Origin of the sequence: Clostridium saudiense (assembly GCF_000577815.1) — a bacterium.
Taxonomy (GTDB): domain Bacteria; phylum Bacillota; class Clostridia; order Clostridiales; family Clostridiaceae; genus Clostridium; species Clostridium saudiense.
On sequence record NZ_CBYM010000088.1, the window covers coordinates 1 to 1,087 of the forward strand.

A 1,087-nucleotide genomic window follows, 5' to 3' on the forward strand; every position below is an offset into this window, starting at 1 on the left:
GGTTATATCAGTAGGGGGGAAAATAATGATAGGGAAAAAGTATAATAGCAAGAGAAGTAAAATGGATACAATTAAAAAGCAAAATATTACTGTCTTAATTATATGTGTGATAGTAGTTGCTGTAACAATAATAGGAGTACAGTTTATTCCTAAAAAAGAAAATAGTACTTTAAAAGAAAGTATAGCGAGTAATAAAGAAAATGGTAGTTTAGATGAGTCTAATAAAGAAGATGAATTAGTTCAAAATGATCAAGTAGTTGGAGAAGAGTTAGAAGTTGACTCAAAAAACAATGTTAATTATATAAAATTAGAGGATGATCCTAATGCAGATGATGCAGCTATGGTTTCTGAAAATACTAAAGGGCTTTTAAATGGAACAAAAAATTATCCGGTAAGAACAGATGGTAAAAGAGTAGTTTACTTAACTTTTGATGATGGACCATCAACGACAAATACACCACAAATATTAGATATATTAGATCAATATAATGTTAAAGCAACATTTTTTGTTTTAGGGAAGATGTTAGAAGCCGGAAATGGTGAGAAAGATGTACTAAAGGATATTGCTGAAAATGGACATGCTATAGCAAATCATACATATGGACATGATTATGCTTATTTATATCCTAATGGAACTATGAATGTAGATAATATTGTATCAGATGTTGAGAAAAATAATGATATAATGAAAGAAATATTAGGTGATGATTTTTCAACGAGAGTTATTAGATTTCCAGGTGGATATTGGTCATGGGAAGGTCGTACACCTATGAGAGATAAGATGATTGAAACTGGATATTGTAATATTGACTGGAATGCATTAAATGAAGATGCGCAGGGAGCTGCAAAAACTGCTGATGAATTAGTTCAAAAAACTAAGGAAAATATAGAAAGATTAGGCCCAGATGCAGATAGTGTTGTTCTTCTAATGCATGATACATATGGAAAAGAAGAGACAGTAAAAGCATTACCTCAAATAATAGAATACTTACAAGATAAAGGATTTGAATTTAGAACAATTAAATAATAGAAATTAATGCAGATTAAAAATTAGGATAATTTTTGTCTTATCCTTTTATTTTTTTAT

Annotated in this window: 1 protein-coding gene; it reads left to right on the forward strand. The window is 29.3% G+C overall.

The annotated features are described in order from the left end of the window. Positions 1 to 25: 25 nt before the first annotated feature. Entirely contained in the window at positions 26 to 1,027 is a 1,002-nt protein-coding gene (locus TY07_RS17015; RefSeq protein WP_042403108.1) for a polysaccharide deacetylase family protein, read from the forward strand. Positions 1,028 to 1,087 lie beyond the last annotated feature (60 nt).

What these genes read in the sequence shown, in the direction of transcription:
- TY07_RS17015 (WP_042403108.1), top strand. Translation starts at nt 26, where the DNA reads ATGATAGGGAAAAAGTATAATAGCAAGAGAAGTAAAATGGATACAATT.